This window comes from Geobacter sp. DSM 9736 (genome assembly GCF_900187405.1).
Lineage (GTDB): Bacteria > Desulfobacterota > Desulfuromonadia > Geobacterales > Geobacteraceae > DSM-9736.
In genome coordinates, this window is record NZ_LT896716.1 from 1,278,578 (window position 1) to 1,303,146 (window position 24,569).

Annotated in this window: 23 protein-coding genes; 4 read left to right on the plus strand and 19 right to left on the minus strand. The window is 51.5% G+C overall.

Annotated elements, in window-relative coordinates; genetic code table 11:
- Positions 1-6: 6 nt before the first annotated feature.
- Positions 7-1,011: a transposase gene (locus CFB04_RS06075; protein ID WP_157698733.1), complete on the minus strand. Its 1,005-nt coding sequence runs from the start codon at positions 1,009-1,011 to the stop codon at positions 7-9.
- Between the two features lie 179 nt (positions 1,012-1,190).
- Here CFB04_RS06075 and rbr point away from each other — a divergent pair, with 179 nt between their 5' ends.
- Both rbr and CFB04_RS06085 read left to right on the plus strand, forming a co-directional pair.
- Positions 1,191-1,766 (plus strand): rubrerythrin, encoded by a 576-nt coding sequence (gene rbr / locus CFB04_RS06080; RefSeq protein ID WP_088534445.1) that lies wholly within the window; start codon positions 1,191-1,193, stop codon positions 1,764-1,766.
- A 137-nt stretch (positions 1,767-1,903) separates the two neighbouring features.
- Positions 1,904-3,211, plus strand: a complete 1,308-nt coding sequence (locus CFB04_RS06085; protein ID WP_088534446.1) for a M23 family metallopeptidase — start codon at positions 1,904-1,906, stop codon at positions 3,209-3,211.
- Positions 3,212-3,269: 58 nt separating this feature from the next.
- Here the strand turns inward: CFB04_RS06085 and CFB04_RS06090 are convergent, their stop codons facing one another.
- The gene (locus tag CFB04_RS06090) at positions 3,270-4,121 is read right to left on the minus strand and encodes a rod shape-determining protein (protein ID WP_231934395.1); all 852 of its coding nucleotides are present in this window, start codon (positions 4,119-4,121) and stop codon (positions 3,270-3,272) included.
- Between the two features lie 410 nt (positions 4,122-4,531).
- Here CFB04_RS06090 and CFB04_RS06095 point away from each other — a divergent pair, with 410 nt between their 5' ends.
- Together CFB04_RS06095 and CFB04_RS06100 are read left to right on the plus strand one after the other, a co-directional pair.
- Complete coding sequence (locus CFB04_RS06095) at positions 4,532-5,500, plus strand: queuosine salvage family protein (RefSeq protein WP_197692583.1); 969 nt, start codon at positions 4,532-4,534, stop codon at positions 5,498-5,500.
- A 216-nt stretch (positions 5,501-5,716) separates the two neighbouring features.
- The gene (locus CFB04_RS06100) at positions 5,717-7,000 is read left to right on the plus strand and encodes a sialidase family protein (RefSeq protein WP_088534448.1); all 1,284 of its coding nucleotides are present in this window, start codon (positions 5,717-5,719) and stop codon (positions 6,998-7,000) included.
- Positions 7,001-7,013: 13 nt separating this feature from the next.
- On the opposite strand, the gene CFB04_RS06105 is transcribed toward CFB04_RS06100, so the two are convergent.
- The 17 genes from CFB04_RS06105 to CFB04_RS06185 all read right to left on the minus strand — a co-directional run bounded on the left by CFB04_RS06105 (position 7,014) and on the right by CFB04_RS06185 (position 24,567).
- Positions 7,014-7,823, minus strand: coding sequence for a metallophosphoesterase (locus CFB04_RS06105; protein ID WP_088534449.1), 810 nt, complete (start codon positions 7,821-7,823; stop codon positions 7,014-7,016).
- 22 nt (positions 7,824-7,845) lie between these two features.
- Positions 7,846-8,769 (minus strand): diacylglycerol kinase family protein, encoded by a 924-nt coding sequence (locus tag CFB04_RS06110; protein WP_197692585.1) that lies wholly within the window; start codon positions 8,767-8,769, stop codon positions 7,846-7,848.
- Positions 8,770-8,856: 87 nt separating this feature from the next.
- Positions 8,857-10,482, minus strand: a complete 1,626-nt coding sequence (locus tag CFB04_RS06115) for an ABC-F family ATP-binding cassette domain-containing protein (protein ID WP_088534450.1) — start codon at positions 10,480-10,482, stop codon at positions 8,857-8,859.
- A gap of 100 nt (positions 10,483-10,582) precedes the next feature.
- Positions 10,583-11,923: an NAD(P)/FAD-dependent oxidoreductase gene (locus CFB04_RS06120; RefSeq protein WP_088534451.1), complete on the minus strand. Its 1,341-nt coding sequence runs from the start codon at positions 11,921-11,923 to the stop codon at positions 10,583-10,585.
- On the minus strand, positions 11,920-13,155 hold the full coding sequence (locus CFB04_RS06125; protein WP_088534452.1) for a glycosyltransferase: 1,236 nt from the start codon (positions 13,153-13,155) through the stop codon (positions 11,920-11,922). Before CFB04_RS06125 ends, CFB04_RS06120 begins: the two co-directional genes overlap by 4 nt.
- A 2-nt stretch (positions 13,156-13,157) precedes the next feature.
- Positions 13,158-13,820 carry an ABC transporter ATP-binding protein gene (locus CFB04_RS06130; RefSeq protein ID WP_157698735.1) on the minus strand — a complete coding sequence of 221 codons (663 nt, stop codon included), beginning with the start codon at positions 13,818-13,820 and terminating at the stop codon, positions 13,158-13,160.
- Positions 13,821-13,872: 52 nt separating this feature from the next.
- Positions 13,873-14,646: an ABC transporter permease gene (locus tag CFB04_RS06135; protein ID WP_088534454.1), complete on the minus strand. Its 774-nt coding sequence runs from the start codon at positions 14,644-14,646 to the stop codon at positions 13,873-13,875.
- Positions 14,643-15,545 carry a glycosyltransferase family A protein gene (locus CFB04_RS06140; RefSeq protein WP_088534455.1) on the minus strand — a complete coding sequence of 301 codons (903 nt, stop codon included), beginning with the start codon at positions 15,543-15,545 and terminating at the stop codon, positions 14,643-14,645. The genes CFB04_RS06135 and CFB04_RS06140 overlap by 4 nt, the downstream gene beginning before the upstream one ends.
- Before the next feature lie 6 nt (positions 15,546-15,551).
- Positions 15,552-16,403: a decaprenyl-phosphate phosphoribosyltransferase gene (locus CFB04_RS06145; protein ID WP_088534456.1), complete on the minus strand. Its 852-nt coding sequence runs from the start codon at positions 16,401-16,403 to the stop codon at positions 15,552-15,554.
- Positions 16,396-18,189: a M48 family metallopeptidase gene (locus CFB04_RS06150; protein ID WP_088534457.1), complete on the minus strand. Its 1,794-nt coding sequence runs from the start codon at positions 18,187-18,189 to the stop codon at positions 16,396-16,398. Before CFB04_RS06150 ends, CFB04_RS06145 begins: the two co-directional genes overlap by 8 nt.
- Positions 18,186-18,989: an ABC transporter ATP-binding protein gene (locus tag CFB04_RS06155; protein ID WP_369833241.1), complete on the minus strand. Its 804-nt coding sequence runs from the start codon at positions 18,987-18,989 to the stop codon at positions 18,186-18,188. The genes CFB04_RS06150 and CFB04_RS06155 overlap by 4 nt, the downstream gene beginning before the upstream one ends.
- A gap of 80 nt (positions 18,990-19,069) precedes the next feature.
- Positions 19,070-19,930, minus strand: coding sequence for a M48 family metallopeptidase (locus CFB04_RS06160; protein WP_088534459.1), 861 nt, complete (start codon positions 19,928-19,930; stop codon positions 19,070-19,072).
- A complete protein-coding gene (locus CFB04_RS06165; protein WP_088534460.1) occupies positions 19,927-20,718 on the minus strand; it encodes a hypothetical protein in 792 nt (263 codons plus the stop codon). The genes CFB04_RS06160 and CFB04_RS06165 overlap by 4 nt, the downstream gene beginning before the upstream one ends.
- A gap of 76 nt (positions 20,719-20,794) precedes the next feature.
- A complete protein-coding gene (locus CFB04_RS06170; RefSeq protein WP_088534461.1) occupies positions 20,795-21,112 on the minus strand; it encodes a hypothetical protein in 318 nt (105 codons plus the stop codon).
- A gap of 20 nt (positions 21,113-21,132) precedes the next feature.
- Positions 21,133-21,345 carry a type IV pilin protein gene (locus CFB04_RS18420; RefSeq protein ID WP_088534462.1) on the minus strand — a complete coding sequence of 71 codons (213 nt, stop codon included), beginning with the start codon at positions 21,343-21,345 and terminating at the stop codon, positions 21,133-21,135.
- 199 nt (positions 21,346-21,544) lie between these two features.
- On the minus strand, positions 21,545-22,927 hold the full coding sequence (locus CFB04_RS06180) for a sigma-54 dependent transcriptional regulator (protein WP_088534463.1): 1,383 nt from the start codon (positions 22,925-22,927) through the stop codon (positions 21,545-21,547).
- Positions 22,909-24,567, minus strand: coding sequence for a nitrogen regulation protein NR(II) (locus tag CFB04_RS06185; protein WP_088534464.1), 1,659 nt, complete (start codon positions 24,565-24,567; stop codon positions 22,909-22,911). Before CFB04_RS06185 ends, CFB04_RS06180 begins: the two co-directional genes overlap by 19 nt.
- Positions 24,568-24,569 lie beyond the last annotated feature (2 nt).

Consider the following 24,569-nt stretch of genomic DNA (forward strand, 5'->3'; position numbering starts at 1 on the left):
ACTGTATCAGAAGAGGGAGAGCTGGTCGGACGTGACCTTCTCCCTACCCTGATCCTTTTCGCCCTTCTCTTTTTTGCTGCTACCAGCCGCAACCCGCCTCTTTTTTTCCCGTGACGGCTCCGGCGTTTTCATAAAAGCCTCTTCTGCGCGTGACCGCTGCATTGCCGCCTGAAGGGTGCTGCACTTTTTAAGGATGCGCGAAATGCTTGAGTAGTGCAGTCTCAGGAAATCAGCAACTTCCTTCTGTGAATATCCCCATCGCTCTACCGCTTCCAGTATCCTCGTGTCCCGCTCCAGCTCCCGTCTCGACTCGAACAGAGCTGCCAGTTCCGGCCGGTTGACAAGCCTCTGGGAGACAGGTATCTCCTTAACATCCATATGGCTCTTCAGTAGGGGCTCAAGCTTTGTGCAGAAATCTTGACTTCCCAGCACCACCTGTCCCTTTACTCGCCGCAATGGGTTCTCTCCCTGCATACCTGCCAGAACATACTCGCGGAAAGAACCAGCGGCATCTTCACCTTCAAAAACTTTGAGTATACGCTTCATATCCAGACACTTGTGTGGGAGTTCCATTCCACAGGTGCTACGATAGCTGCTCCAGGCATACATTTCGATTTCGTTCACGATACGCTCTCGCAAAGGATCGAGAAGAAGGTATCGAATAACATCCCGCAGGTCCGGGCCCTTTTCTACAAGGACCGATTTAAACCTTCCCTGAAACAGGTGCCCGCTTTTCTTTTCTGTGCGATTGAAGTATTGAGTGTATACGGAATTTACCTGTCGCATCCCCTTCGAGAGGTTTCCATCGGGTGTTTCAATTATGAGATGATAGTGTGAGTTCATCAGACAGTACGCATGGCAGACCCAATTGAACCGCCGCACCGTCGAATCAAGTATATCCAGAAAAGCCTCGCGATGATCATCGGATAGAAAAACCCGCTGGTCATGGTTGCCGCGAGACATCACGTAGTAAATCGCACCGGGAAACTCCAGCCGAAGCGGTCGTGCCATTAGCTCCTCCTTTAGAGACAGTGGGACTATATCAAACATCAAAATATTAGTAAAGACCCGACCCCGCCGAAAGAGCAGCGATTCCTGTTCTGGAAAAATCTTGTTTGTTGTGATACATACCGGAGCATAATGCTCCGCCGATAGCGGAGACTCATACCTTTCCAAGAGGAGATCGACCGATGGGGAACCTTAAAGGAACTAAAACAGAAGAAAACCTTTTGAAATCCTTCGCAGGTGAGAGCCAGGCTAGAAACCGCTACACCTATTTTGCCGGAACCGCTCGAAAGGAAGGTTATGTACAGATAGCCGACATTTTCGAGGAGACTGCAAATCAGGAAAAAGAACATGCGAAACGCTTCTTCAAGTTCCTCCAGGGTGGACTTGCAGAGATCACAGCCACTTTTCCTGCTGGGCGTATCGGCACAACCGCGGAAAATCTCCTGGCAGCTGCCGTGGGAGAAAACGAGGAGCATACCCAGCTCTACCCGGCTTTTGCAAAGGTAGCCATAGAAGAAGGTTTTACGGAAATCGCCGCAGTATGGACCGCAATTTCCGTCGCCGAAAAGCAGCACGAAAAACGGTACCGTGACCTGCTTGCCAACATAGAAAAAGGGCAAGTCTTTGAAAGAGCAGAGTCGGTCACATGGCGATGCCGTAACTGCGGGTACCTACATGAGAGCAACGGCGCACCGGAAACTTGCCCCGCTTGCGCGCATCCCAAGGCACACTTCGAACTCCTGGGGGAAAACTGGTAATAGCTACAGCTTGTGGAGCTTTTGGGCATCAAGAGCTTCACTCGCTCTGTACCGCAGCTTCCCGCTGTACGTATACTCTGACATAACTTCCTGCTCTGGTATACTGCATGTAAATGACTAGCTTGGAAAGGGTAAGAATGAAACGGTCAGCGCTCCTGTTTTTCTTCATTTTGCTCGTTCTCGCATCTGCCCTCGGTCTTTATTACTTTTTTGGCACTCCTGCTCCCACAGTGTCGATCAGTCCCGATGGCGGACCGGTTTCCGCTCAACGGGAAGTAGCGGTGAGCGTCGACGCCTCCGGGAGCGTTCTGAGACACATCTCAGTTGTAGCCAGCCAAGGGGACAAGTCCTTCACGGTGTTCTCGAAAGAGTATCCCGGCAGCCTTCAAAAAGCCAAGGAAGCTTTTACTCTGGCTCAGGCCGGGCTGAAAGAGGGGGAGTTCAAGCTTGAGGTAAAAGCCAGCAACGCCCCTCTTCATTTCGGGGCCGGCAGAACTTCATCCGTTGCCCGATCGTTTCAATACGACAACACCCCTCCCGCAATTTCCGTACTTAGCCCTGCCCATAACATTTCCCACGGTGGTGCGGGGATTGTCGTCTATTCCGTATCCAAGGAGGTGGAAAAGACCGGGATCATATTCCATAACAGGTTCATACCGGGATACCGGCAAGGCGGGAACTTTTATGCGTGCCTCTTCCCGTTCCCCTACAATGTTGCTCCTGAGCAGTTCATCCCCAGAGTTGTAGCAGTTGATCGGGCTGGCAACGAGCGTCAAACAGGAATCAACTACCACCTGCTCAGAAAGAGTTTTCCCACCGATCGTATTACCCTTTCGGATCCGTTTCTTGAAAAGACAGCTGCCGAGTTCAAAAATAAATTCCCACAAATAACTGACCCACTGGAGATGTTTCTTAAGGTAAACAGGGAACTCCGAGAGCAGGACGCACAGGCCCTTTTCCAGTATGCCCGCCAGACTTCCCCCCTCCCCCTCTGGCAAGGTCAGTTTTTACGTCTACCCAATTCTGCTCCGCGGGGTGCCTTCGCTCAAACTCGCACCTACATCTACAAGGGAAAACGGATAGACCAGCAGACCCATCTCGGAATAGATCTCGCCTCACTGGCCCAGTCTCCGGTGCCGGCCGCCAACAGCGGTAATGTCGTTTTCTCGGGTGACCTTGGTCTCTATGGGCAGTGCGTCATAATAGACCACGGACTCGGACTCCAAAGCCTCTACGGCCACTTGAGCAGAACCGCCGTCAAAACAGGCGACAAAGTTGAAAAGGGGCAGGTGATCGGAAATACCGGAGCAACCGGTATGGCTGCCGGAGACCATCTTCATTTTGGAATTGTTGTTTCGGGAATACCGGTCAGTCCTGTAGAGTGGTGGGACCCATCATGGATCAAGAACAACATTACGGGTAAGCTGGAGATGGTAAGGAAATAAGGGATAGCTCGTTCCTCCCTGTCCTGTATACCACTTTTTTGTTGAAATCAATTTCACCTTACCGATCACCCCGGCTGACATCACAACTCCCCCTCCACATATCTGTCGCCGCAACCACGGGAAGAATGGCCCTTACCCCTTCAACCACGGCCTCAAGAGGATGGGGAGCAAAGGTTACCGTTATCCCGGTCTGCTCCTCTACACGCTGCCGCATCCCGGGTATAAGCGCACCGCCTCCGGTGAGACGAATCCCGCTATCGATCAGTTCGCTGCCGAGACGGTGAGGCGCATCCTGGAGGAACGAGCTGATTGATCCAAGCATTTCCTTCATTACGGGTTCGACGGCACTGATCATTTCCTCACCAGCCGCGAGCTTGTCACGCCGTGCTACTCCGATCCTTCTGATGAATTCCTCCGCTTCATTTTCCGTTATGACCTTACCCAGAAGACTCCAAGCTTTCTCAATTACGGCGCCTCGCATCCTGGCAATGCCACCCCTTATCGTGACTGTAGTCACTATCCTCCCCGAACTTATGATCGCGCAGTCGGTGACCCCTTCCCCAATGTCGATCACCGTATGGGCAAAGGGAGATGCCACGTCGACCCCGGCGCCGATGGCGGCCGCAAGCGGCTCTGGAACTATGACGACGGAAGAGGCCCCTGCACGCAGTACCGAATCCACGAGCAGATCTCGCTCAGCTCGTGACACATCGCCTGGCGCACATGCAACTACGCGAGGACGCACCAAGCCGAAACGGCGCGTCTGCCTCAGTAATGGCTCCAATACAGCCACCGCAGCTTCGCCATCGACGACTGCGCCTGCAGTTACTGCATGATGATCCCCTGCCAATGAGGGGGTAGAGATCACAGGACCGCTCGATGTTGCTACCCGCGTTGTAGCTGTTCCCACATCGATCGCTACATCCTGCGTCCAAATGGAACAGCAATGTTGAATTGATCCCATAAAAAACCGCCTAGATTCGATGTTCGGGATAGCCCCACAATGATCATCGGAGGTATCAGGGAAATCTTCAATAATAATTGCGTGTTCCTATGTGAACAGGACACATTGTTCATGAATGAGCCCATCTTCTCTTATAGGCGTACACATTGAGATCCATAACGGATACGATACGCTGTTGAAAAGGATCAGGTGTAGTCACGAATTTGATGGTTGCTGCTTCGGCAGTTACCGAAGCAGTGGCACGACGGGAGATTTTGTTAGTGGCGTGGCACGTGCGTCACCACCCCTGTTACTTCCAGGAAAAACAAGCTGCTGGCAGACCTCTACCAGGAGGTTGTGGTAGCCATGGAGGGAATATGATGGATCATGGATTTCTGGAAAAGGTCAGAACGCGGTGCAAGGCGGTAGCGGAGCAGGCAAAGCACGTTGTTATAAAGCATGATGCCATTCCGGAATATGCCGCTTCGCTACCTCTTTCACGCATAGCAATGCCGGAGCATCATCCCGACCATCACTATCTGGGCCATGAATATGATACTGTTGCCTTCTTCCTCACTCTCGACAGCATCAACTTCGGTTCCGGGTATTTCCCGTACCTGAGGAAAAACACAGACCTATCGGGGTACTTCACCATTGCTACCGCCCTGAATTCTTATTTCCGTAAGGCCGGGCACATCCCTCCAGAACGATTGGAGAGGATCACGCCAAAGCAGTGCGAGGAGCTACTAGAACAGAACGCTTCGGACGAACCGGTGCGGGATCTGATGACTCTCTATGCTAAAGCTTTGAACGACTTGGGAAGATATGTCATTGAACGGTTCGGCGGTAGTTTCACTTCTTTGGTGGAAGCTGCGGGCTTTTCCTGCGACCGGCTAGTCGGCATCCTGACCCAGATGCCGTATTTCAATGACTCCGCCTGCTATGGAGAGCTTTCGGTTCCTTTCTACAAACGGGCGCAGATAGTCTCCGCTGACCTGTTCATAGCTTTCTCCGGGAAAAAGTGGGGGCGGTTCGATGATCTTGAACGACTAACGATATTTGCAGACAACCTCGTCCCTCACGTTCTGCAGATGGATGGGGTACTCGTCTACACGCCCCGACTCGCCGACCGCATAGTCCGTGAAGAACCTATCGAGAATGGCTCACCGGAAGAAGTAGAGATCCGGGCCTGCGCTGTACATGCGGTCGAACTCCTGGTTGCTGAATTGCACCGAAACGGGGCTATGGTGACAGCTATGGGGATCGACAACCTCCTCTGGCACCGTGGGCAGTCCCCGAACTACAAAAGCAGACCCCGTCATCGGACGAGGTGCGTGTACTATTAGCTCCAGAGTACCCTCCCCACCCTTCCACAGTCCCTCATAAGCCGGCGAATCACCCCTTCCTACAGGTTTAAAGCTTTGTCTTCTGGATTAGATTTACTGGCATAGTACACTTTAGCTAGATTCTCAGGCATAGGAGTCGGAATGAGTCAACGTCATTTCCCGCTAAGCTGGTTCAGGAGTTGGGCTGGCTTCCTGAATGTGTGCCTAGGTGTATCCTTGCTTACTGCGACCGTTTCCGCTGCAGATCCATGCCGATCTGTCATGTGGGAAAAGACTATCGAGATCGCGGCAGGACATGGAGAACGTGGACCATGGCAGCAAAACGAATCTTCGTATGACTACGTCGATGATCCGACGGTCGATATGGATTATCGTGGCAACGTCTCCGTCGCTTGGGTAGATCAGGCTGACAAGGATATCTTTTTCCAACGCTTCTCTATCGATGGCAAGAAGCGAATCGGCGACCGGGTGAACATCTCCCGCACTCCGGAGACTTTTTCATGGTTGCCGCGCCTGGTCGTGGAGCCAAAGGAGTCGCGTAAGATCTACATCATCTGGCAGGAGATCATATTTTCAGGTGGAACGCATGGGGGGGAGATCCTCTTCGCATATTCAGTAGACGGGGGGGAGAGCTTCTCAGAGCCGGTTAACCTGTCCAAATCCACCGGTGGTGACGGAAAGGGACGCATCAACCGAAAACTTTGGGATAACGGCAGCCTTGACATGGTCGTGGATACGCGAGGTACTGTCTATGCAGCGTGGACCGAATATGACGGAGCGCTCTGGTTCAGCCGCTCCAGCAACGGCGGAAAAACCTTCTCCTCACCGCGCAGGATAAGCGGCACGCGTGCCAGCCCTGCCCGGGCACCTTCGCTGTCGCTAGGGCCAGGCCGCACATTGTACCTTGCGTGGACTGTGGGGGAGCAGAATTCCGCTGATATCCATCTCGCCGCTTCGCCGAATGGAGGAGAGCCCTTCCATGAAACAAATGTAGTGGCACGCACACCGGGTTATTCCGATGCACCAAAACTTGAAGTCGACCGGAAGGGGGTGCTGCACCTGGTGTATGCAGAGAGCCTGAGGGATAGTATAGAGCCAGTCAAAATCATATATACTTCCACAACAGATGGAGGTCGTACATTCCTCCCGCCGCGGGACATTTCTGGTCCCGTGCCCAAAGCAGGCAGCAGAGCAGGCTTTCCGGACATCGAAATTGACGCTGAGGGGAAAATCTATGTGGTTTGGGAATCGTTTCAAGGCCGCAATGAGCGTCCAAGAGGGCTGGCAATAGTCTGCTCGAAAGACGGAGGGAGAAGATTCACCATCCCGAAGCTCATCGCTGGAAGCGCAGACCGCGATGGGTACAATGGCAGCCACCAGGGCTTGCTTATGAAAAAGCTGGCTGTGAACCCAAACGGAGAGGTGGTCCTGGTGAACAGCAGCCTGGTGCCGAATGTAAGGAGCCGAGTATGGATGGTTCGTGGAAAGAGCATGGAATGAACAGCAGGAAAAATCAAGATAGCAGCCATCCCTCTCCGGCTTGCTGGTACCGTTCTTCCCTGAATACCTGAAAAATCCCCTGCTCCACCCGCCAATAATACCGTTCGATGGTTACAAACGGCCTTTCTATCCGAAGCACGTTAAACGTATTCAATTCACCTCTTCCCCGGGTAGAGGTAGCTGTTCCTGCATGGACCACCAGTGCTGAGTACCCCTGAATCGGGTAGCGTGATGCTGTCCCGCCGGTGTGGCTTACATGGTAATGTCCGGCCAGCAGCAGATCGGCTCCGCATGACGCCATGACCTTCATAGCCATATCTGCGCGGCCAACCACCGTCGCCTTGCGCCACTGCCGGGGCAGGTCAAGTGGGTGGTGCGTCACCAGGACCTTGATGACCTTACTGTCAATCGAGCAGAACCGCTGGCGGACCCGGCTGATCTGTTCATGATTTATCCGGCCGTTCTTGAAGGTCAATGAACGGGCAGTATTTAGCCCCAGCACCGCTATCTCATTATCGGAATAGAAAGGTTCGGCTTCGCTGCTTATGTACCTGCGGAAGTTAGCCAGCGGACGGAAGAAGCGACCCACCACGTTAAAAAGAGGGACGTCGTGGTTCCCGGGAACAATTATCTGAGGAGAGGGCAGCTGAGCAAGGAAGTCACGAGCTTCTGCAAACTGCCTCTCGCTTGCCCTTTGTGTAAGGTCCCCCGAAACAACCACCACGTCGGGATGTACACCGCGAACCGCATCTATCAGCGGTTGTACAGTGGGGTATGCAATTCGGCCGAAGTGGATATCGGATATATGGACGATGGTGCGCATCTTGAGCTCACGAGAAAAGAAATCAGCTTGAATCGCCTTCCCTCTTCGGCACTAGCACCCTCAGGCCGCCTTTCCGGCAACGGAACCGAAGTGGAGGCGCCATAACTACTACTTCTCCGTCAAGAGCAACCCTGGTGCGATGGGTGCGGATATCTACCTGCAGCTCTTCGGTACTGAATATGTCCAGTTGCTCCGCATCCCTGATTCGGCCGAACATCGCACGCAGCACAAGAGCGAGAAGCCCCGATCTGCCTACCTGGTGCGCCATATACACCGACAATGCCCCTGCATCCATACTGGAACGGGTTCCGAGTTTCAACCCGTCGATCTTGTACTCATTGTTGCCAACGAAGAGAAATGGCGTCTTCCTGATGATGGTTTTTTCTCCGGCTGACAGTGTCACATGCAGAACCGGATACCACCCGAGCACAGTCAGCGCACCTCTGAAAAAGGCCCACCATTTGGAGCGTCCCATCCGTTGGTGCATCTCTCGATGCTGAACGATCAACGGGTAAAGGCCCAGGCTCGAATTGTTTATGAATGTCCGGCCGTTGACTTCTCCCAGGTCCAGCACTGCGGTGTGCCCTTGCGCGACAGTGGCGACTGCATCATCAAGGTCAAGCGGAATGCCGGCATCCTTTGCAAAGTGGTTCAACGTACCAAGGGGAAGAACGCCGAGTGCCGCATCGGTCGCCGCAACAACCGAAGCGACTGTACTTACCGTGCCGTCACCACCGCCGGCTACAACGGCCCAACAGCCTCTCTGAAGCGCCTCTTCGGCATGCTGCCGGATCTCCTTGTTCTGAACGCAGACGCAAGATTCCGGGTCTATGCCCTGCGCATGAAACCGTTCCCGAACACGTACGGCTTCGTCGGGCGCTCCGACGCTTCCCGATCCTGCATTGATGATCACCGCTATTCCGGAACCGATCGCGCGCCGGCCCACATATTCTCCTTGAAAAATCCGTATTTTTAAACGTACTCACAACATTATTGTATACGAAATTCCGGCACTTGACAGAGCTCATATCGTTCAGGCATCTGCCTGGATTTTTGAAAGATAGTATTCATAGTTCCCTTCGTAGGAGCGCATCTCGCCGTGGTCTATTTCGAACACCCTGTCTACCAGCGACCGGAGAAAGTGTCGATCGTGAGAAACGATGAGAACGGTTCCCGTGAATTCCTTCAGCGCATCCAGCAGTATCTCACGGGAGCGGATATCCAGGTGGTTTGTGGGTTCGTCCAGTACAAGCAGGTTCACCGGCCTTGCAAGGATCGTCGCCAGCACCACCCTGCTCTTCTCCCCCCCGGAGAGCGTCTCGACCCGTTTGTCCACTGCGTCGCCGCTAAACAGGAAAGCCGCAAGGAGGTTTCGTATGACGCCTATGCCCGCCAATGGTATCGCCTCCTGCACCGTCTCGAAGACCGTCTTCTTTGGGTCAAGGACATCCATGGCGTGCTGACTGAAATACCCGACGGCTACGTTGGCACCCAGAACAACAGTGCCCGTCGTTGGCTCTGTCTGCCCCGCCAGCACCTTCAGAAAGGTGGATTTTCCGGCTCCGTTCACCCCCACCACCGCCACCTTGTCACCCCGACGAACCATACCAGACACCCCGCCGAAAACCGGCTTAGGAGCGCCATCAGGGTTGGACCAGCATTTCGATAATCCATCCATAGCCACCACATCGTCGCCGCTTCGGGGGGGAGGTGCGAATTCGAATTTCACCATCCTTTCCTCGGCCGGAATCTCGATCCTCTCGATCTTCTCCAGCTTCTTCACCCGTGACTGTACCTGGGCCGCATGAGAAGCCCGTGCCGCAAATCGGGAAATAAATTCCTCCTCCTTGGCGAGCATCTCCTGCTGCCGTTTGTGCGAAGCCAGCAGCTGCTCCCGCCGGATTTCCCGCTCGCGTTCGTAAAAATCGTAGTTGCCACTGTAGGTTGTAATCGTCATGTTGGACACTTCAACGATGCGAGAAACTACCCGGTTCATAAAGTCACGGTCATGGCTCGTCATGAGCAGTGCTCCCGTGAACTCCTCGGCAAGCCACTCTTCGAGCCAGATGATCGACTCGACGTCCAGGTGATTGGTCGGCTCGTCGAGAAGCAGCACGTCGGGCTGCAGGGTCAGGATGCCTGCCAGCGCTATCCTCATCTTCCACCCGCCACTGAACGACTCCACCGGATGGTTAAAACGATCTGGACCTATGCCGAGGCCGGTCAAAACAGCCTGTGCCCTCGTATCAAGCTCGTATCCTCCGGCATGCTCGAACCGCTCTACCGCCTCGCCATATCGTTCCAGCAGGGCGGCCATCTCCTCATCCGACTGCGGTTCGCACATCGCCGACTCCATCTCTTTCAGCTCCGAAGCCAGCCTGACAGTTTCGGCACACGTAGCCATAACCTGCTCCAGTGCCGTTTTCCCCGACATCTCCCCCACGTCCTGGGAGAAGTAGCCTATTGTCGTCTTTTTCGCTACGGTCATCTCGCCGGCATCCGGCTCCTCCTGCCCCGTGATGATGCGAAAGATGGTCGTCTTACCGGCGCCGTTGGGACCGACGAGACCGGTGCGCGTTCCGGAAAGAATCTGAAAGCTCGCGTCACGGAACAGCACCTGGCTACCGTGCTGGCGTGTAATGTTCGAAAGGTGGATCATGTTCTTCTCTCCTCAATAAAAAACCACAGGAGGGTTCCTGTGGTTCGTGCTGAGTCCGTTTATACCACTGCCAGGGGATGAGACGCAACTTCAACCTACCTCAGAAGGTTGATTCCTCCGCTCCCGTCAATATCCGTTCAACAACCTCCACCCCCTGCATGAAGCTGTGATCCATATTTCCAACCTCGTACTTCCATGCTCCAAAACGCCCACGCGAGTATACCCCCTGGGACTCAAGAAACGGGTTGATCACAGCGAGCGCAGCATCCCTGCCGAGGGATGGGACAGGATAGGAGTATGGAATATCGATAAGGTAGCGACTGATTATCCGTTCTCTCTCCTCTGTAGTGAGCAGGCCTACGTTGACCAGCCCCTGAACCGTGTCTTCGATTATAGTTTCGCGCCTCACCGGTTTATGGGAAGAATATGTCGTTTCGCACATCAGCGAGAAGTAGCGGCTTATGTCACCATCCGGCAAGTTCCACGGCGAGTAATTGTGGAAGTTGGTAACCCGGTAAAATGGACAGTTATCCTCGGGGAAGTACATCCAACATCTACTGTCGCGCCTTTTTCCTTCGACGCCGATTCCGACGATTAGGCCGCTGTTGTGAATGAGCTGGGAAGCCGCCTCATGCACCCGGGCCGGAACATTCTTGCAGAGGCCGATGAAAATATCGAGAGGGATGGTGGTGATGAGGACGTCATAGTATTCCCGCCGCCCATTGGCAAAGGCAAGCTCTCGGGCGGCAAGATCGACCTCAATCAGCTCATGGGTGAGCATGATGCGATCCGGGAACCTGCGTGCGATGCCGCTGAATATTGCTCCAGTCCCTCCCCTTTTCGGAAACCTGAAGGTATTGTTGGGCCCCCAGCTCAGATCGTCGCGACCTTCGGCGATGTTCCGCTCGATCCTCGCCAGATCCACTACGCTCACCCGTTCAGCGATCCACTCCTTGCTCATCTGCTCCAGCGGTGTGCCCCATACCTTCCGGTTATAGGGTTCCATGAAATGCTTGACGATTCCCGCACCAAACACCGCGTCCAGCCATTGACTGAAATTGGCAGCACCAGCCAGGTTGCCTTCGAGGTTGCGCAAGCCATCGACGCACTCCTGCAGAACCAGCTCTGGAAGGTACCGTACGTTGTTCTGAAAAGGGTACGGGACCCAGGTGCCGCAGGTTCTGACCCAGCTCTCCCGCTGGTGCTCGTAATACTCCCCTTGCAGCGACTCTTCAACAGCTCTGTCGAAGTAATCGTAGTGGGAGAATAGGACATGGCCGCCGATGTCCCATGTGAAGCCGTTGTCATCGGCAAAGGATGCGGATAGGCCGCCGACATGGTCGGAAAGCTCATAAACTTGCCACGTTTGATAACCAAGGCTATTAAGACGGTGAGCAGCGCCAATCCCACAGGGGCCCGCGCCTACAATGGAAAAATTCATGGTACCTGCAGTAGCGCTTGGCTGCTCTGGCGCACAACGCTGAGACTCTCAACATGTTCGCGAAAAAGCTCTTCATAAGACTTGTACATTGTATTTAACGAGAAAAGCTCATTTACTCTTTCTCGCGAGTTTTCAACACACTTGGCCATATCAGGTTCATCGCGAAGAAATTCAATTATCGCCTTTTGTAGAAGGTCAGGCCTTTTCGGCAGTACAATGGCTCCATAAGCAGTGCATTCTATCTCTGATGAGGTTTCACTTCCAAGAATCTCTGCAGGACCTGTTTTACACCTCGTTGCTATAACAGGTGTACCTATTGCCATGGATTCAACCAATACAAGTCCAAATCCTTCAAAAAGTGAGCTAGAGACAAGACATCGAGCTTTCTTTATGTATTTGTAGGGATTCGATCTATATCCAGCAAAAACGACTTTATCCGATAGACCGAGCTTCGAAGATAGTTTCTTAAGTGCCGAGGTATGACACTTTTCAGGTGAAACATCATCGCCTAGTATCAATAGATTTAAATCATTGAAATGTTCTGTAACGGCTTTGAATGATTGTAAAAGATAAGTAAGTCCTTTCTGATAAGAAATTCTACCTACAGTTATTATATAATTGTCACTAATATCTATATCTTCGATTGGTTCCTCGGATTTTATTTGAACCCTATCAATATCTATTCCATTATATATAACTCGCACTCTGTTTGAAATTCTGCTTCCGCATATATCGATAAGATCAGACATCCCTTCTTTTGACACGCACACCACACAATCGGCCAAATTATAGTAATGTTTGGTAATAAGCTTTTTTAACCATGTGAGGGTTTTGTATTTGATTTCATAACACATCGATGCGTAGGTGTTAATGTGATCAGATATAATACACGTAACAGGAAAAGATACTTGATTACCTTTACAGGCTAGAACATTAACAAGATTATTGATCCACAACCCGCTATAGACGATGTCAGGTTTAATCCGATTAAGTAGCGCCGCGATTTTAGCAGACAGCCCGTATATTTTTACAAAATCCAATATCCCGTCTATATTTGTATTAAAACCGTACACTTTGACGCCCTCAGGGAGAGAATCTAACAATACACCTTTAGCCTGAAACAGGATCAAAGAACATTCATGGCCGTTACTGGTCAGATTTCGTATTAAGTCCAGATAAATATTCTCCGTTCCACCTGATTCAAAATGATGCAATAAAAAAGAAATTTTCATATTCAACCCTCTATAGCAAAAGATGACATAACACCAGAGTCTACTTGGATCAATGTATTACATATTGAATTAAGCTGCTCGATATTGTGGCTCACAATGATCATGCTTTTGCCGCTCTGTCTAATCTTCATCAATCTTTCCAGACAACGAGCCTGAAAACGTTCATCCCCTACTGCCAGAACCTCATCAAACAAGAAAATGTCTGCCGGGCTGTGAACTGCTATGGAAAAAGCCAGACGAAGATACATGCCGGAAGAATATTTTTTTACCGGCACATTCACAAAGTCCTGTAATTCCGAAAATTCCATTATTTCACCGAGCTTCCTCTTTGTTTCACGGACGGAAAGACCTAGAATGCTACCATTCATGTAGATGTTTTCTATACCAGTCAAATCTGGATGCATACCGGCACCCAGCTCAATCAACGGGGCAACCCTGCCATCGACGTTGATGCTGCCTCTTGTAGGATAGGTCACATTTGAGATAAGTTTCAGTGAAGTACTCTTACCGGAGCCATTCGGTCCATACAATCCAAGGCACTGTCCGCGACGCACATCGAGACTCACGTCTCTCAATGCCCAGAATTCCCCATCATCTAATTCTGCATTATGATTTCTGCGCCTGGTAAAGAGGTTGATGATTTCCTCTCTTATCGAATTATTCATCACAGGTCGCTTGGAATATTTTTTCCATACGTTTCTGAATTGTATGACTGGTTCAGATAACATCGGCGAATGCCCTTTCGATACGGATGAAGATGCGGTACACAATGAAATACAGCACCAATACTCCGCACGTCATCAGTCCCATCTGCCACAAAACAACTCCTCTTCCCTCTATACTTACACGTCTCATATTCTCGACTATGAACGTCAAGGGATTGAGAAAAAGGACCCACTTCCAGCGATTATCCACTGCATCAATCGAGTAAACCACCGGCGTGGCGAAAAATATGAACTGTAGTACAAAGTTAGAGGCCATTTTCACATCCCGATACCATACATTCAGTGCAGCAAGCAAAAGTGAAATCGATGTCGTATAGATCACAAGTAAGACCATAAGAGGAAAGATCCACAGAATATTGTATGTCAACGGCGTACCGTATATCAGGAGCAGAAGGAAATATATAAGAAGGCCGACGAGATAATCTATAAAGTTGATAGCCACTCCGGACAGCGTGATTATTTCTCGTGGAAAATATATTTTGGTAACCAGATTGAAGTTGCCCGAGAGACTTGTAACTGCAAAATTGGCGGCCCCTGAAAAGAAAGTCCAAGGGAGAACACCGGCATAAAAAAACAATACATACGGGTACCCTTTGTGGGTGGTATTCAGGATAACTCCGAAAATGAACGTGAAAAGCGCCATTAGACTTAATGGCTGTATCACTGCCCACAGAAGGCCGATGAGTGTCTGCTTGTAGCGGATAAGGAACTCCCGCCATATAAAAACCAGCAGAAGATCCTTATATGAGGCGAGACGATTTATCATTTGTAGGCTTGCTCCCGTACGCCTCTAACAGCATCGATAAGGCCAAACATGAATCCCCTGCCGAATGCCCCCTGTTCCCGAAATTTACGCACCGGCAGTATTGACAGAGGTGCGTGGCGTGCACAATTAAGTAACAGGAGCAACCAGATCGGGTGGGAGTAACGAGCCTTCAGGGTGTAGAAGGAATACCCGACAGCTCGTGGCTTGCGGGTATTGGGCACCAGTAGCGGCGGATGGTAGTACTGGAGTCTCTTAGTCGTCACTGCTATTTTCCCTGCAATGGCGAAGCGGGTTACGAACTCAACATCCTCCTGGCCGACGAAAGGAGCGACAAAACCTCCAAGCTCCCGGAGGACCTCGCGTCGATAGGCAGTGCAACGACTGGACATAAAAAAGGGATCGTGAAAGGAGTACCTGTCTTCAATGCAGCCGTAACTTGCCAGACCGAACGGTACGATGGCGTCGCCCTCAGGATGCTGAGCGAACATGGAATGAAGAACCGACAGGAAGTCGTTCTGCAAAATCACCGTGTCGTCATCGAGGAAAAGAATGTATTCCCCTCGCGACAGCCCGAGGCCGTAGTTTCTGGAATACCCCATCAATCCATGGTGCTTGTCCAGAGGAGCATAAACAACCGGCAGCAGAGCTGAAAAACCTTCCGCCAGTGCCCTCCCCTCTTCACTCCCTCCCCGGTCCTCTACGAGAATGACCTCGAACAGATCACTCGGGATATCCTGCTGGACCAGGGACCATAATATCCCCTCAAGAACATTCAGACGGCCATAAAAGTTTATAATACAGGATAGCTTTATCCCATCCCGCGCCGGAGGCACTTCGCAGTCCCCCCGCAGGTCGAAAGGAAAGAGCTTGTAAAGCGTTTTCAAAACTATCTTTCGCATAATATCCTAAAAATAAAGTCGCCAGCCGATGATGAATGCCCAGGCAAGGCTGACCAGCAGAAGCGGCGTATCTTTCAGCAACAACTCGGTCGGGTCGCCGCTTTGCCCGGACTTCACGCTCATGATGTAGCGAAGGAGACCGAAGCAGCAGAGCGGAACCGTATAAAATAGATAGTTTCGGGAAAGGGTGTACATTCCGTACGTCACAAGAACGGCTCCACCCGTCAAATACATGGCTCCGTCAAGGAATCCATCGGGGTAGCCAGAGAGACTTTTTCGATGCAGACGCGCATCTTCCCCGAGGCTGCGCTTCTCCGTAAGCCGCTTCCCGATGCTGAGGAAGAGCGCCAGCAGAAACACAGTAAGAAAGAGCCAGTCCGAGATAGCAACAGCAAAAATCTCGCCACCAGCTTCAAGCCGGATGATGAACCCCGTGGCGATACAGAAAATATCGACGAGGGAATATTCCTTAAGTTTCACCGAGTAAGAAATGGAGACGAGAAGGTAGAGGACAAGGTAGACGAAAAAACGCGGCGAAGCAATGAGTGCTGCGACCAGCAGGGAGCCACAGACCAGCGCCAGCGACAGTACAGCACCGGCGATCCGGGAGACTGCTCCGGAGGAAATCGGGCGGGCCTGCTTTCGGGGGTGATGGGCGTCCTGCTCATGATCCAGAATGTCATTCAGAACATACGTGGCGCTCGAACCCAGACAGAAGGCCGTAAGCGGCAGAAGGCCCTCAACAGCAAGCCCCAGCGTCATCTGCCCTCCCAGAAACGGAGGGAAATAAAGCATCAGGTTCTTCAGCCACTGATGAGGGCGGAGGAGTTTTATATAAGCAAGCCACACGTCAGACATTGCTTATCTTTGCTCGTTTCATAAGTTTGATAGCGAAAGCTTTATAGGGACTCCCTTGCTCAAATTTTTCTGAAGCTTTTGCGAAATATTTCAAAGCTCGCCCACTCTCTTGTAATGATAATGCAATCTTACCAAGCATATAATGCACTTCAGCGGAAGGCTCGAGAGCATAAAGTCTGTCAGATGCATCCATTATGCTCGCGACGACTGCCTGCCGCTGCGACGGAGGACATTCCACAAGCCGTCCCTGGTGTACATGTATCAGCTCTTCATATGCAAGAATGGATTTGCCCTTCGTTTTCTTTACGACCTTTTGCAGAACCTCAAGACATTCCTGGTATCTCTTCTGCTCACGAAGCACCGATGCATAATTAAGATCGAATTTTTCGTCATACACGAAGCTGTAGAGCGACCTGGCTATCGCCATCTCTCTTTCTGCCCCTGCAATGTCGCCACTCCTATAGAGAGCAATGCCATACATGTTCCTGACCTCGTTAAAGTCTGGAACCTTTTTGACTGTATCGGCATAAAGGGAAAGATTGCTGCACCATGCAAGATTTCGCTGGGCTGTCCCTACCAGTGCAGCACAAAAAAGAGGAACAAACGCCCACTTCCAACGAGCTAAGGGGGCCGGTCGAGACAAGTTCTTCACGCTGAGTTGAAGAATCCCGTTAAAAGGGGAGATCCGTGGTTGCTGTTCCCACCTTTCAAATAACTGATGCATAGCATGCACAGCCGCGGTCACAATAAAAGCCGAGGCCATGTAGACATAACGTTCAGAAAACGGGGTCCATGCTATCTGACCAAATGCAATCACAAAGGATGGAATAATCAGCCCGACGCCAGCGACAAAGACAGCGGAAAGCAGGCTTCTGCGCCACAGTATCCATATGCACAACATAACGAGAGGCAAAGCCATCAGTTCATATAAAGGATCGATCTGAACGATCGCGAAGTTGAGAGGAAACGGCCAGAATATCTTCTTCAAGTAAAACCCGAAGCTTCGCAGGATCAGCATGAATGAATAGAGCGGACTGATCTCCCAGTACTGCAACGTCAAGCCTATGTTGCTCTTGTTCGATATAAAAGCTGAACTCCGGAAAAAGAAAAAAAAGACACCGGCCCCTGCAACTGCCAGTACCATTAGTGATTTGGAGACAGCATTTCCACGTGCGTTACCACCTTCTTCCACCTTGGCGACTATGAACAGTGCCCCCCCCAAAAGGAATCCAAGGGCGCTTTCCTTGGACATGAACCCGCAACAAAGCGCTAGCGCAGATGCTGCCACATATCGAACTGATCCCGTTTTTCGAAACCTTATCAGAAGTATTGCAGCGGTAAGTATAAATACCAACGCAAGGGGGTCTGTTCTTCCGGATACCCAGCTTACCGATTCGACATTGACAGGATGGAGGCCAAAAGCCAAGGCGCAGATAAGAGGAATATAGGTGTTACCAACCTCCTGCCTTGCTACAAGCTCTCGCGATAAAAAGAACACCAGGAGTGCGTTCAAGAGATGAAGCAAGATATTCTCAAGATGCATGAAGCTGCTATTGAGACCCCAGAAGTACTTGTCCAGGTAGAAGCTGAGCCCCAACAGCGGGCGGTAGTAAAGTCCGTTCCCATATCCTGGCAGGAATAGGGACTTTAGCGATAGAGTATCCTGGTGCTCAATCGCCCGGATCATACCGATGTCGTCAACCTGATTGAACTCGGCGAATATAGCGGGATAATAGGCTGCTAGTACAAGCGCAGATACAAGCAGCAATTGAAACCTGACTCTCATCTGTTCACATTCACCAGCCTGAGGAAAAAGTCCTCGAGGCTCTTTCGGTCCGGCTCAATAAGAACCACTTCGGACTCTCCTGGCAGTTCAGTCAGGAATCTTTGCAGATCTTGTTTTTGTACATAAACCTGCCGCACCCCTGACACATCTTGAAGATGGACGGTATAGCCCTCTATCCTTTCCCGCAATATGGAACCCACTTCTTCTACACGCTCGAGTTTTCCTCGGACTATTATACCCACCCTGTCGCAAATGGATTCGACATCAGAGGTGATATGTGTGCTGAAAAAAACAGATTTTCCCTGCTTCTTCAGTTCGAGCAGTATCTCCTTCACCAACGCGCGTCCGACCGGATCAAGGCCACTCATCGGCTCGTCGAGTATGTAGAGGTCAGGGTCATGCACAAGCACCTGAGCAAGTCCAAGGCGCTGAACCATCCCTTTGCTATAGCTTCGCACCTGCCTCTTTCTCGCTTCCCAGAGGTCCATCCTCTTCAGAATTTTCTCCATATCTTCATAAGCGCTTAAGCGAGGCAAGCCGAACGTGTCGCAGACAAAAAGAAGATATTCCTCTGCGGTCAGAAAATCATAGAAGGAAGGGTTTTCAGGAAGGTAGCCAACCCTTGTGCGGGAGTTGCCATCTCTGGAATCAAGGCCAAATATTCGGGCCGATCCAACTGTCGGGGCAATAAGGCCCATCATTATCTTTATGGTAGTACTTTTGCCGGCACCGTTCGGTCCCAAAAAACCGAAGATCTCGCCAGGGTTAACGAGAAGCGAAAGATCTTTCAACGCTTCCACTTTGGTCCCCTGCTTCCCCCTGTATGTTTTGGAGACTCCTGTGAGTTCAATTGCATTCATAGCATACATTCCTCACCCTGCTATTGATTCTGCACTTTCTTATCGCTACCGGATGCAAATTTACTGGTGCTCCTCACCTGTCCTCGGTCGTCGATATAGAAGCTGCCGCCGTATGGATCTACCGGGGGTGGCGAAAGGTAGCCATCTTTCACGAGAGACTGCACATCCTCCGGCATTACGCTATTTTTTTCCTGAAACCGATCTCTGGCAATCTCGATACGTCTTACCTCTTTAAACGCTTTGAGGCGTCTTGCAAAACTCTTCTTCACAGCATCGTTCCGTGCCCTTTTTTCCATAGTGGAAAGATAAGCGATAGCAAGGTCAGTTTTTCCTGACTCGTACATGTACCGCCCGGCCAGATTTATATGCAACTCGTTCCCGGTAAGTTCTCCTGCCCTTTTATAGTATCTTGCAGCTGTCGTGTAATCCTTGAGGAAGTAGGCGTAATTGAAACCGGCAAAGAACGGAAGATAAAAATCCCATTTCCGGTATTTCATACCATGCTCCAGGAGCTGGTTCGCTTCCTTTATACGCTTCAGGTCCCATACAAGTATCGCTTGCGCGAAATAGTAAGCATCCATGTTATAAGGATCAACTGTCACGGCAGTCTGGATAGTCCTGTACATCCCGTAGTAATCAGGAGGTATCACCACCTTGTTTGCCTCTTTCTCGACAAGATCGCCATAGTAAAGGAGAACATTCATGACCAGTGAAGCTGCTACAGCTTGTTTCTGATCAGCAGAAATGAATTTCAGCACCTCAGGCCGTGGGACGTAGCCGAGCTTCTCCGCGAAGGGCTTCCTCTGCATATAAGCTGCAAGAGGATTGATTAGTGCAATGTACAGGATAATAAGAACAGAAAAAAAAACTAGCCGCCTCACACCAGCTCCCGGCGTGAAAACAGGGCAGAAGAGAGTAGCAGGATAATTGCGGTATAGACACAGAAGTACAAGGTAGTCAGCAGCAGCCCAGAAGGGGAGACTTTAACGGCATAAATAGCATTAACCTTGAGATCAAAAGCGGCAAAATTAGGAAGCAGGTAGTACAGGATAGTAGCAAGAGCTTTAATTATTGCGGGCAACGACTGTCCCGTTGGGGTATGAATAAAATCATAAGCTTCCTGAGTAGCAGAACCAACGAGGAATATTGATATCGCGCCAAACACGGGAAGAAAGAATGATGTGCTGACAGTTGAAAAAAGGAACGCAAAGGAGACAAGCAAAATGTACTTGAACGAGTCGAAGAGAAGGGATAGCAGGATATTCGTCCATACAATCGGACGATCTGGAGGATATACGGACGATACATACCACACTACCACACAACACGCTGCACCAAGGACTATCGTAGCAACCAGGATAAATAAAGCGACACCAGAAAATCTCCCAAGAAGGTAAGAGCTCCTGCTTATGGGAAGCCCGAGCACGCTGAAGGTATAACGGCGCTCCATGTCCTTCCAAAGAGAAGTACCTCCCAAGAAGATGGACAGGAGGAGGAGAATGAAGGAAACCAGAGAGAGAGCAAGCGTCAGTGAAAGTTCCGTTACCTGCCGCATGGAGAGCGAGCTTACGGAGGGAATCCCGAGAAAAACAACGGCGGTCATCAGTATGCCATGAAAAACCCTGTCCCTGAGGACCCCCCTGAATGTCACGGACAAAACGGAGAACACGCTCACACTCCTCTATGCGCAATAAAAAGAGAGGGCTGATCGTAATCAACCCTCCATATTATCTGATATACTGAAGCTATTGCCAGCCGCTTCCAATGTCAGTCGAATCGTTCGGTGCGTCAGGACCGTCTGCGACTGCGGCTTTCGAAAGGATCTTAGTCGGATCACCAGTAACACCGGTGCCTCCTACTGTTCCGAATTGCTTGCTTCCCTGTGAATTTTGAGAAGTAGCTGCATAGGAAGTCGTCGTAGCAGAAACCTTGAGAGTAACGTTTTTAGAGGGAGCGAAGACCCCTCCGCCAATTGTAGTGGAAGTAGTGATATCAACGGCAAATGCTGAAGCAGCAAAGGCAGACGCCATAAGGAATGTGGGTATTAGGATGGGCTTTTTCATTAAATGACTCCTTTCATTGTTTACATTGCCTGATACTGCTGATTATCGGTGTAAGCCGACTCCATCTGCGTCTTGAAGTTCCTCAGGTCACTCTGCGCAGCAGTGTCAAAAGACTTCGCCCGGTAAGACGAGAACTGCGGAATTGCAATCGCCGCGAGGATGCCGATGATCGCGACGACGATCAGCAGCTCGATGAGGGTGAAACCTTTTCTGTTTCTCAATTTGTTTAACATCTGTTTCTCCTTTCTCTGTTCTGTTGCTATCACCAATGGCTGTGATTGCTGAATTTGTAACGGGAGGATGCGAGACCCGTGCCAACCTGCAACAGCTACTAGAGAGCAATAATTACTACTGGTTAAGCCGAATCCAAAACTAGATAACTGCATCTGTACAATTTACCGTCAGCGATTGTGACATTTTTTGTCATCCACGTCAATCTCCCAGTCCCGGCTCCTCGTCCATGCCGAATTTGGCGAGGCGGTAGCGGAAGGAGCGGAAACTCATGCCGAGAAGCTCCGCCGCCTTCTTTTTTACTCCTCCTGTCTTCTGGAGCGCCTGAAGAAGAAACCGCTTTTCCACTGCATCGAGATATCCCTCAAGATCCATCCCCCCCTCCGGAAGCTCCTGATCGGTCGCAACGGTTGACTGGGGGCGCTTCAATTGGGAAGGAAGGGAGTCCACCGTTATTGCATTGTTGCCAATGATGAGACAGCGCTCGACAATGTTCTCAAGTTCGCGGACGTTGCCGGGATAGTGGTAGGTGGAAAGCAGCTTTACCGCTTCCGGAGCTACGACATCGTGACGGCAAGGCTGCTGGGTGAACTTGGTAACGAAATGCTCAACGAGAAGCGGAATATCCTCCGGCCTCTCCCGAAGTGAGGGCATCCTGAGCTCCACTACATTCAGCCGATAGAAAAGATCCTCACGGAAACAGCCCTCCTTTACATGCTCTTCCAGGTTCCGGTTCGAAGCGGCGACGATGCGTACGTCCACACGCTTGTCTTCGCTTCCGCCTATCCGCCTGACCTCCCTCTCCTGGAGGACCCGCAGGAGCTTGGCCTGAAGCTGCAGCGGTATCTCTCCGATCTCATCAAGAAAAAGGGTACCGCCGTCCGCCTGCTCGAAGAGCCCGGCTCGATCGCAGATTGCTCCGGTGAACGAGCCTTTCTTATGGCCGAAGAGCTCGCTCTCAATAAGAGTCTCTGGGATCGCGCCACAGTTGACAGCAATGAAGGGCCTGTCCCTGCGAGGGCTGTTGTAGTGGATTGCTCGTGCCGCAAGTTCCTTGCCGGTTCCGCTTTCCCCGAGAATGAGAACGCTGGCGACGCTCGCCGCAACCTTCTCGATGAGAGAGTAGATGTCCCGCATGGCCCGACTCTTCCCGATCAGCCCGCTGAAGTCGTACCGCCCCCTGACCTCCTGGCGCAGCCGTACGTTTTCACGCTGCAGATCCCGCTTTTCCAGCGCGTTCCGGATAAGAACCTTGATTTCCTCAACTCGGAAGGGTTTTGCGATGTAGTCGTAGGCCCCAAGCTTCATCGCTTCGACCGCCTGTTCCGCAGTGGAAAAAGCCGTAACCATCAGGACAGACGTTTCAGGGGTAAGCTGCTTTATCCGCTCCAACAGAACAAGCCCGCCCAGCCCCGGCATCGAGACATCGGAGATGACCAGGTCATAATCGTTTTTCTCAAGCATCGAGAGCGCCACTTCAGCAGTGTCCGCCTCTGAAGTCCGGTATCCCTCCCGTTGAAGAAGAATCCCGAGGAACTCCCTCATGCTCAATTCGTCATCGACTATCAGAATGTGTGGCTGCATGCAATATGCTCCTCAAGTGGTGCCTCACCTAAAACAAGAGGAAGGTTTACTGTGAACACCGACCCTTTCCCCTTGCTGCTCTCTACAGTAATGGTCCCGCCGTGGGCCTCGATGATGCGATAGACCGTGGCGAGCCCAAGACCGGTCCCCTTCTTCTTGCTCGTAAAAAATGGTTCAAAGACTCTGTTCATCTCACTGCGGTCCATCCCGCAGCCGGTGTCAGAGACTGATATGGTCACCGACCCGACCGCATCCTGCTTAACCGTAATTTTTATCGTCCCCTGGTACTCCATCGCCTCCGCGGCATTCACCATCAGGTTCCAGAACACCTGCTCCATCTGATCGCAATCAGCCTCGATGATGACATGATCATCACACGAAACCTGTATGGAGACATGAGCAAAACGTACGTCCTGGCGCAAAAGCAACTCTACGGAGCTCAGAAGCTCCGATAGACGCATGGCGCGCAGGTCGGGTTTTACCGGACGTGCATAGGCCAGGAAGTCGTGAATGAGCTTGTTTAGCCTGTCCGTCTCCCTTACTACGATGTCGATAAGCTTTCCGTTGTTGGCGTCGGCAGCTACTTCCTGAGCAAGGAGCTGCACAGAGCCGCTTATGGAAGCCAGCGGGTTTCGGATTTCATGTGCGATGTGTGCCGCCAGCTGCCCGATTGCCGACAACCGGTCCGCCTTTTTCAGCTCTTCTTCCATCCTCTTGAGGCGCGTGAGGTCCTGAAAAATAACGATAACACCGGTTTTTTCCCCAACGGCATCCGACAGCGGGACCGATTTGAAGCCGATGGTCCTTTCGGTTCCGTCAAAGCAGGTGAAGAAGAATTCTCCTCGCTGGACATCGTTCATCGTCTCGCCGAGATAACAGATACTCGGAAAGATCTCGTGAAGGTACCTGCCATAGGCCTCTGTCTGCGTCATCCCTGTCAGGGATTCCGCGTACTGGTTGAACACACGGATCCGCCCCTCGTGATTTAGGGTCAGAAGCCCGCTATTGAGATTGGCGACGATGGAGCTGTTGAGCCTGTCCAGTTCCTCGTAATCGATACCCTTTTCCACCAGGGCCCGCTCGCTCCTGCGATTTCGCTCGGCCAGGTATCCCGTAAGAAACGCAGTGAGATAGAAGGCAAGGATGTTGAGAAAAATGGTGTAGAGAAGCCGCTGTTCTCCCATCTCCAGCGCGGGGCTCGCACTCAATCCGAAGGGAAGGAGCCTGCCGTAATACTGCAGGTCGAGCAGTGCGCCATAGAGGATCGCACAGAGCGAAGCGGTATAGATGGCACCTTTCCTGGCGAGTAGCACGCAGGAATTGACGATGCAGAGTAGGTAGAGAAAGGAGTACGGGGAAGACACTCCGCCGGTAAAGAGAATGAGGAGCGTTACTAGAAGGATGTCCCACACTACCTGTACGTGCGGGATCGCGGAACGCAATTTATTGAACTTCAGGGCGATGAGCGACAGGAAGGAAAAGAGGTATGTTGCGACGATGAGCCTGGCGACACCGGAATAAGGCTCATCATCGGGAACGACTGAATACTTGCGGTTCAGGACATAGGTCACGGCAAGAACCAGCGAGATAGCGGCAAGCCGGACAATTATGTACCAGGAGATGCGGTTCTTGTCCGTCATTT